The sequence below is a fragment of the Methanosarcina sp. A14 genome (assembly GCF_001729375.1).
GTDB classification, from domain to species: Archaea; Halobacteriota; Methanosarcinia; order Methanosarcinales; family Methanosarcinaceae; genus Methanosarcina; species Methanosarcina barkeri.
In genome coordinates this window covers 1-7130 of the sequence record NZ_LZPK01000115.1, presented here as the reverse complement: position 1 = coordinate 7130, position 7130 = coordinate 1, and the positions used below count along the sequence as shown (strand labels likewise).

The following is a 7130-nucleotide window of genomic DNA, read 5'->3' as shown; positions in this document are numbered from 1 at the left end:
TCAATTTCAGAATAGATTTTGGAAAGCCCTTGCAGGGTGGAGTAACCTTTCCTGGTAATAATATAGTCTCCCCGTTCATTTCGCTGTAAAATCATTCCTGTTTCAAGGAGTTTCTGAAGATGAAAAAGCAGATTTCCGCCGCGTAGGCCTGTAAGTTTGGAAAGTTCGGAAAACGTCTTGCTTTCCCCTGAAAGCGCTTTGAGCATTAGTAGACGCTGTCGGTTTGCTATCGGCTCGCAGACTTCAGTGACCAGCTTTTCAGGCTCAATTTCGCTGATGTCGATTTTTTTGTCCTCTTCACCTTTTTCCTCATAAATCTGGAGCGAGCGCATAAGTTTGACCTGCTTTTCAAAAAGATTCGTAGCTTCCGAAAAACACTTGCTGCAATTTGAGTTTTTAGATTCCTTTTTTAATTCTTCCAGCCTGTCCCTGTACAGCTTTATGGTTTCAGCTTCGATCCTGCCTCTTCCAACAAGCCCTGCGGTTTCATGCAAGAGCTCACGAAAAGCCTTTTCACAAAAATCCCGCATCCCGCAGTCTGTTGTCATCCGGGTATGCATTATCTCGCTTGCGTCCTCACAGAGATAGTCTACCATGGGCTTCATGAAGCTCTTTCTCATCTCCCCAATCATTTCTTCAATATGCTGCTGGTTTGCTTTCTGCAAAAACCGTGAGAACTCGTTCCGCAAGGATGTTACTTCTTCCTTAATTGAGTGAAGTTCCTCCCGGTAATAAGTCTCGGAATTTTCGTTAGCCATCTCCATTTTTTATTTACCTCGGAAACTTTTTAAAACTTTATTTTATAGGAAATTAAAATTATTTTAGTTAAAGTTTGTTGTAATCAGGACAACAATTAACGTAACTAGGAATACTGGTAATTAAAGGCTTCATTAAAGGTTATTAAGACTGAAACTGAAGGATTTATTGATCGTGAAGGGTTTATTGACCGTGCTTATTTAAAGCTGATAATTAAAGGGATTATCAAAGTTTGTTAATTTAAGGTCATTTTTCTATACAATCAATACCATGTACATAATTATAACGCTTAAGTATATAAATATATACAACATTCCTGATCTCGGTGATAAATCATGGAATTACAGGATATAAACAACTTCGTACAGACTGCAAATGAAGACCAGCTCAAAGCCTTCGGTTTTCTGGGGCAATGGATGGCAGAAAACGCTCCTAAGTACTGTAACTGCCCTTCAAAGTGTTCTCAGAACTGTGAACTCGCAAAGGCACTCGGCGGAGCACTTCAGGCAGCAGGACAGAAGCTTCAGGGGCAGTAAGCAGGATAAACAAGAAAAATAAGCAGAATCCTATCCGGATCTGCTGCCCTTTTTATATTTTTAGTTTTTTCGGTCTTTTCAGTCTTTTGTACTTCTTTATACCACTCATATGTTATCCAGCCTGACATTTAAGAAACTCCACATTTAAGAAACTCTACATTTCAGAAACTCTTTCTGTGCTGGCCGGAAGCTGGCTGAAAACTGCATTGTGTTTTTTATATGAAACAGAAGATATACTTAATTTAGAATCTAATCGGGGGAACTCAAGATGGAACCAACGACATCCGAAAGGGAAAACTTCTGGAACGCAAAAACCTATGCATTCATCACTGACCATACAAAACCTGCAATGAAGTGGGCTATATCCGAACTTAAAAACCGGGGCAAAGATGTCTATATCATCGACCTTTCAGACAAGCCGGAATCCGGTTCTTTAAGAACAGTCTCCGAACTTCCAGCCGGCCTTGACCGCGCCGTACTGGGCGTCACAATAACCGACCCTGGAAACTTTATTCCTGCCCTGAAGGAGAAAGGCATCACTAAAATCTGGCTTCACTGGAGAACAGAAACCGAAAAAGCTATGGACACATGCAAGGCAGAAGGTCTCGAATGCATGACCGAACATTGCCCGATGATGTACCTCGGAAACGGATTCAGTATACATGGGATACACAGGGCGATTGCGAAGATGATGGGAAAGTATTGAAAGACGGATTTTACCCGGAACCTTGATTGTTCACATTTTTTAAACCCGCTTCGGCCATGCGGTCGTTTTCCTGGAACGCCAGGTTGCGATTCTCCTTGGTGATAGGATAATTCTCACCACCTGGCAGGCCAGTACTAACCGGCACGCGCGATCGGCACATCCGGCGCTCCCTTGACGAAACAGCGCGCCACCGACTTGCCCTGCTCGTTCTTCATGTTGTGGAACGTAGCCATGAACTTGTAATCGGAGTCGAAAGGCACTTCGGCCACGCGCGGGTACATCTGACGAGCGTCTTCCACGCTGACCCCCCTTCTCGGCCAGCACGATCAGCGCGCCTTCGGTAGGGTCGCCGATCAATGCTTCACCGTCTAGGCGAGCATCGGAGCATAGTGCCATCGGCAGTAGGAAAGGATCAAGATCTATCCTAGTACCGCCTGTACTCAGTAACTGTCCTTGTGTACTGTAAGCAGGAGTACCCTTTTTCCATGGCTGTCCTGCGGCGACGCCGCTTGTATGCTCTAATATTCCCTGCGTACTGTAGCCTTCACCTGAGATCCTGTAGCGATTCTGGCCGGGTATGCTGAACTCTCGCACTGTCATCTTGTTGAGCGTCAACGTGCCGGTTTTGTCGGAGCAAATAGCTGAGACCGAGCCGAGTGTTTCCACCGACGGTAGCCGCTTGACAATGGCGTTCTGAGCCGTCCGTACCCATGGAATACATGATGGTAACTACAGCTAGCAGGCCGGTAGGGATGGCTGAGACCGCCAGCGCTACGCCGGCGATGAAGATTGCGTCTAGTGCCTGTCCGCTGCGCAGTCCCAGAATAACCATCAGGATGAAGGCAAGGCCCGCCAAAGCCGCAATAATCATCGTTAGTCGATCGAGCTGCTTTTGTAAGGGTGTTTTTTTGCCGCCTCGGTTTTGTTTAGCAAGTCCGCGATATTCCCCATCTCTGTGCCCATACCGGTGGTGGTGACGATCATCTCTCCATGTCCGCGAGTGACCGAAGTATTCATGAACGCCATGTTCACGCGGTCGCCCAGGGAAACCTCGGAACTGTAATGGTAGCGGTGTCCTTCAGAGTGGCGACGCTCTCGCCGGTGAGGGCGGCTTCCTCAATCTCTATCGTGGCCGCCACGAACAGACGGCCATCGGCAGAAACAACATTGCCAGCCTCCATCAACACAATGTCGCCGGGCACCAGTCCTTCGGCCTCGATTTCTTTTACCTCGCCTTCCCGACGCACACGGACAACGTTCTTCATTGTCCCGGCCAATGCCGCCAGGCTGGCTTCGGCCTTTGACTCCACACGCAGACCCAGAACCGCGTTAAAGACGGTCAGGCTCACCAGCACCAACGTGGTTACCCATTTTCCAGTGAAAAGTTGATTGACAGCCGCAGCCACCAGCAGAATGATCTGTATGAGGTCACGATACTGGCGCAGAAAGGCCTGCCATCCCGGCTCTTTTTCTTATCCGCCAGTTTGTTCGGACCATACTGCTGAAAGTGCTGTTGCAACTCCGTCGTACTCAAGCCCCTGACCGGATCGACCTGGAGCTGGCTGGCGACTTCTGCCGGCGTAATCGCATACCATTTTACATCTGACATCTTTTGGACTGAACCCTGTGATGTGGTTTGATCAGGTTGATGTGACATGTTTCCTCTCCTTTAGTTCAAAAAGTGAGGGGACTTTGATGCTTTCTGGTGCGAGTAACCCGGCTTTCCGACGTGACCTTACCTTTTCTTCTTGCCTTTTTTCTTGCCTTCCTTTTTTCCCCTCTTTTTAACTTCGTCCTCGGTGACCGCACTGCTCGCAGCCGTAACTTCATGATCGGCAGCTGCCTTCTCTTCAGCCTTTAAGACGGCTTTATCTTTCACGCCACCGTCCTCTCTTTCGAGTTCCTCCGTAGCCACAAGTAAAGCTTGTTTCTGCTCCTCGCTGACGGTAGGATAATCCAGGTTGAGGTTCTTCATCGTGTTGTAGAGAACGGCTCCCACGGCCAGCCGCGTGAACCATTTGTGATCGGCAGGCACAATGTACCAGGGCGCCCACTCAGTACTTGTATGGTTGAACATGTCTTCGTAGGCGGCGATATAATCGTCCCAAAATGCGCGCTCTTTTATGTCGGCTGCGGAGAATTTCCAGTTCTTTTCCGGCATCAGTGTCCGCTCCAGGAAACGCTCCTTCTGAACATCCTTGGACACGTACAGGAAGAACTTGACGACAATGATGCCGTTGTTAACCAGATACTTCTCGAAGTTGTTGATCTCCTCGAAGCGTCGACTCCATATATGCTCGTCTTTCAGATCAGGGGGTAGTTGCTGGTTGGCGAGAAACTCAGGATGTACGCGCACGACCAGGACTTCTTCATAGTAGGAACGGTTGAAAATCCCGATGCGGCCGCGAGAGGGCAGGGCCTTGAAGTTGCGCCATAAATAATCGTGGTCCAGTTCCTCGCTGGAAGGTACCTTGAAACTGTGGACATCAACGCCCTGCGGGTTGACTCCTGACATGACGTGCTTGATAGTGCCGTCTTTGCCGGCTGCATCGAGGGCCTGAAGGATTATGAGCACAGCGTACTGGTTCTGGGCCCAGAGCTTGTCTTGCATCTCAGACAGTATCTGGATGCCTTCGGCCAGGGTCTTTTCGGCCTCTTCTTTCTTCATCCATTTGCCGGTAAATCCGGGGTCATAGTCCTTCTTCAGGTCGATTTTCTTGTCGGGCGGGACCATCAGGACGTCCAGCAATTCTTCTATTATGTTTGCCATAGTTTGATTCCTTGTATTATTCTTTGTATTGAATATTCAAGGTCTGTCAAACTTTTTAAAGTAATCTGGATGTGTTTGAGCAATAGCTCATGACACCGGCTGTGCCAGTGATTATTGTGATAGTCGAACTTCACAGCCACTTCCTTGAATTCCCTTCGATCCAGCCCGGTTCACCGCCAATATTGCCCGCGTGATAAACGGGGCAATACGTGTACAAAGCCTGAAAGCCTGCAGAGGGTTCTTGCCTGTACTATCCTTTACTCAATTGGTAATCTTACCTCGAACCCTTGCTTGCGATACGAATAAAGAGAAAACTCAAACCCCCATCTCGTGGAAGCTGCTCAGTTATTTGTTTTATTAGTAAAATTTGTCAAGGTCATATAATTATAACCAAAAATTGAATTTTAATTCCATATTTGTTTTTATACCCCCGAATTCCATACTTACAATATATACAAATAAATATATATAATTACTTATTGTGTTTCTAACTATAGCTATGTATAGTATACTATGAGTTGATTTTTGCGCATTAATAGTTAGAAAAAGGTGGACAGAGATTCGAATCTATCCCCTGGCAATAAACTCGTGGGATACGGATAATAAGAAAAACGCAATGATACTGTAAAATACCCACAGTACCCCTCTTTTCGGAAAACCTGAACCAAAAGAAAGCAAATAATACCTTTAAATCAAAAAAAAGGAATTCTTTCAAATAGGTGGGTATCAAATTAAATTAGAGATTTTTTTAAAGCTAATTTGAGACCCTCTTATTCTGACTCTAAAAAATTGAGACTTATAAATCGAGATAAAATGATTTAAATCGGAAAAAATAATTTAAATCGGAATCAAATAATTAAAATAGAGATAAAATGAGTAAGTTCTTATTTCCGCCAGCTTCTCTCCATTTTCTCATACAGGCCAATTAAATTATTCCGTGTGATCTTGAAATATGGGTGGTCGGGCCCGTATTCCTTTTCGATAATATCGAGGGCTTTTTCGTAGAGGTTTATTGCGGTTTCGTATTCACCCATGCTTTCGTGGAGGCCTGCAAGGTTATTCAGGGTTGTGCCTACATCGGGATGTATAGGGCCGAGAGTTGTTTCATAGATCTTGAGGGCGCGGGTGTAGAGAGGAAGGGCTTTTTTGTGCTGGCCAAGGATCCTGTAGAGTTCGCCCATGTTATTCAGGGTCTTGGCAACATCAGGGTCGTCAGGACCAAGGACACGTTCCCGGATTTCGAGCGCTCTTGTATAGAGCTCCAGGGCTTTTTCATAGCGGCTTTTCTGGACGTATACGCCTGCCAGGTTGTTCAGAGTCGTAGCAAAGCCCGTATGTTCGATTTTTCCGAATTTTTCCATAATTTCCAGGGACCGTGTATAAAGAATCATGGCTTTCTCATACCTTGTGGTCTGGAAATAGAGCAGGGCAAGATTGTTTAGAGTCTGAGCCACCTGCGGGTGTTCAGGGCCGTAAACCTTTTCCTGAAGCTCTAAAGCCTGCCCGTACCTGTCCTCAGCTTCGTCAAGTTTGCCCATTTCCGAGAGCAGAACACCCAGGTTGTTCAGGGTTCCGGCTCTGTATCCCATAACCACACGGTTGTCAGACTCCTGGTCCTGAAGCTGTTCCAGAAGTTTGAGAGCCAGCCTGAAGCATTCTTCAGCCTTCTCGGGTTTTTCCAGCCCCTTATAGAAAAAGGCCGTCCTGTTCAGTGTTCTTACAGCGCCTAGATTTTTCGGGCTCAGAAATTTTTTCTGGATCTCAAGTGCCCGGGTATAAAATGAAAGAGCTTCTTTGCGCCGGTCCATAAGAGTATAAAGAATTCCAAGCTCACCGAGCGTATTCCCGGTTTCAGGCCTGGGCTGATCTGGGAGATTTTCACGAATTTTTAAGGCTCTTGAAAAAAGCTTCAGAGCTTCGTCATAATTTCCCATATAGCGGTAGATCCCTGCAAGTCCGTTCAGTACAGAAGCGGTTTCCGGACTTTCAGGCCCAGGCTTTTTTTCCACAATACCAAGCAGTTCTTCATAGAGGGAAAGGAGCACTTTCCAGGATACGGATCTATAAAAGGGCTCGGCTTTAACTGTGAACCAGCTTACCAGCTCCTCTGGTTCAAAAGTCTCTTTTGCATGTATAAAAGCTTCCTTTAGAGCAATCTCATCTTCAGGGGTGATAAGCTCCGGATCAAGATCTTTCAGACGCTGTTCGTACCTTTCAAGCAGATTTCTGTGATTTTTTGTTTTTATTAGGAGTTACGCAGTTGGCTCCTAGCATATTGTTTTTTCCAAACTTTCAAATATTTGAATTAATTTAACGTGTATTGGGGATTCCTTAAGTATTCTGTCACTGCCACTCTTCTAAT

At 46.1% G+C, this 7130-nt stretch carries 10 protein-coding genes and 1 pseudogene; 2 read left to right on the top strand and 9 right to left on the bottom strand.

Annotated features, from left to right (window positions below; genetic code table 11):
• Nucleotides 1-764: winged helix-turn-helix domain-containing protein (locus A9239_RS06290; RefSeq protein WP_069575241.1), on the bottom strand; the 764-nt coding region annotated here is incomplete at its 3' end.
• Between the two features lie 327 nt (nt 765-1091).
• Here A9239_RS06290 and A9239_RS06285 point away from each other — a divergent pair.
• Complete coding sequence (locus A9239_RS06285; protein WP_011307901.1) at nt 1092-1292, top strand: hypothetical protein; 201 nt, start codon at nt 1092-1094, stop codon at nt 1290-1292.
• Here the strand turns inward: A9239_RS06285 and A9239_RS19365 are convergent.
• A complete protein-coding gene (locus A9239_RS19365; protein ID WP_155396447.1) occupies nt 1280-1420 on the bottom strand; it encodes a hypothetical protein in 141 nt (46 codons plus the stop codon). The two genes, A9239_RS06285 and A9239_RS19365, sit on opposite strands and share 13 nt — an antisense overlap.
• 140 nt (nt 1421-1560) lie before the next feature.
• On the opposite strand from A9239_RS19365, the gene A9239_RS06280 reads away from it, so the two are divergent.
• Nucleotides 1561-1998, top strand: coding sequence for a CoA-binding protein (locus tag A9239_RS06280; protein WP_048116951.1), 438 nt, complete (start codon nt 1561-1563; stop codon nt 1996-1998).
• A 134-nt stretch (nt 1999-2132) separates the two neighbouring features.
• Here A9239_RS06280 and A9239_RS20275 read toward each other — a convergent pair whose 3' ends face one another.
• From A9239_RS20275 to A9239_RS06265, 7 genes and pseudogenes are all read right to left on the bottom strand, one after another.
• A complete protein-coding gene (locus A9239_RS20275) occupies nt 2133-2297 on the bottom strand; it encodes a hypothetical protein (RefSeq protein ID WP_230629098.1) in 165 nt (54 codons plus the stop codon).
• 245 nt (nt 2298-2542) lie between these two features.
• Nucleotides 2543-2869 (bottom strand): hypothetical protein, encoded by a 327-nt coding sequence (locus A9239_RS20270; RefSeq protein WP_230668852.1) that lies wholly within the window; start codon nt 2867-2869, stop codon nt 2543-2545.
• Between the two features lie 2 nt (nt 2870-2871).
• A complete protein-coding gene (locus A9239_RS20265; protein ID WP_230668854.1) occupies nt 2872-2982 on the bottom strand; it encodes a hypothetical protein in 111 nt (36 codons plus the stop codon).
• 44 nt (nt 2983-3026) lie between these two features.
• Nucleotides 3027-3353, bottom strand: coding sequence for a hypothetical protein (locus A9239_RS20260; protein ID WP_230669168.1), 327 nt, complete (start codon nt 3351-3353; stop codon nt 3027-3029).
• A gap of 96 nt (nt 3354-3449) precedes the next feature.
• Nucleotides 3450-3607 (bottom strand): annotated as a pseudogene (locus A9239_RS20770) (cation-transporting P-type ATPase); the annotation flags it as partial.
• A 126-nt stretch (nt 3608-3733) separates the two neighbouring features.
• Nucleotides 3734-4768 (bottom strand): polyphosphate kinase 2 family protein, encoded by a 1035-nt coding sequence (locus A9239_RS06270; RefSeq protein WP_048116948.1) that lies wholly within the window; start codon nt 4766-4768, stop codon nt 3734-3736.
• An 884-nt stretch (nt 4769-5652) separates the two neighbouring features.
• Nucleotides 5653-7014: a tetratricopeptide repeat protein gene (locus A9239_RS06265; RefSeq protein WP_369815390.1), complete on the bottom strand. Its 1362-nt coding sequence runs from the start codon at nt 7012-7014 to the stop codon at nt 5653-5655.
• Nucleotides 7015-7130 lie beyond the last annotated feature (116 nt).

Coding starts and splice junctions, on each gene's coding strand:
- A9239_RS06285 (WP_011307901.1), top strand. CDS start 1,092: ATGGAATTACAGGATATAAACAACTTCGTACAGACTGCAAATGAAGAC.
- A9239_RS19365 (WP_155396447.1), bottom strand. CDS start 1,420: ATGTCAGGCTGGATAACATATGAGTGGTATAAAGAAGTACAAAAGACT.
- A9239_RS06280 (WP_048116951.1), top strand. CDS start 1,561: ATGGAACCAACGACATCCGAAAGGGAAAACTTCTGGAACGCAAAAACC.
- A9239_RS20270 (WP_230668852.1), bottom strand. CDS start 2,869: ATGATTATTGCGGCTTTGGCGGGCCTTGCCTTCATCCTGATGGTTATT.
- A9239_RS20265 (WP_230668854.1), bottom strand. CDS start 2,982: ATGATCGTCACCACCACCGGTATGGGCACAGAGATGGGGAATATCGCG.
- A9239_RS06270 (WP_048116948.1), bottom strand. CDS start 4,768: ATGGCAAACATAATAGAAGAATTGCTGGACGTCCTGATGGTCCCGCCC.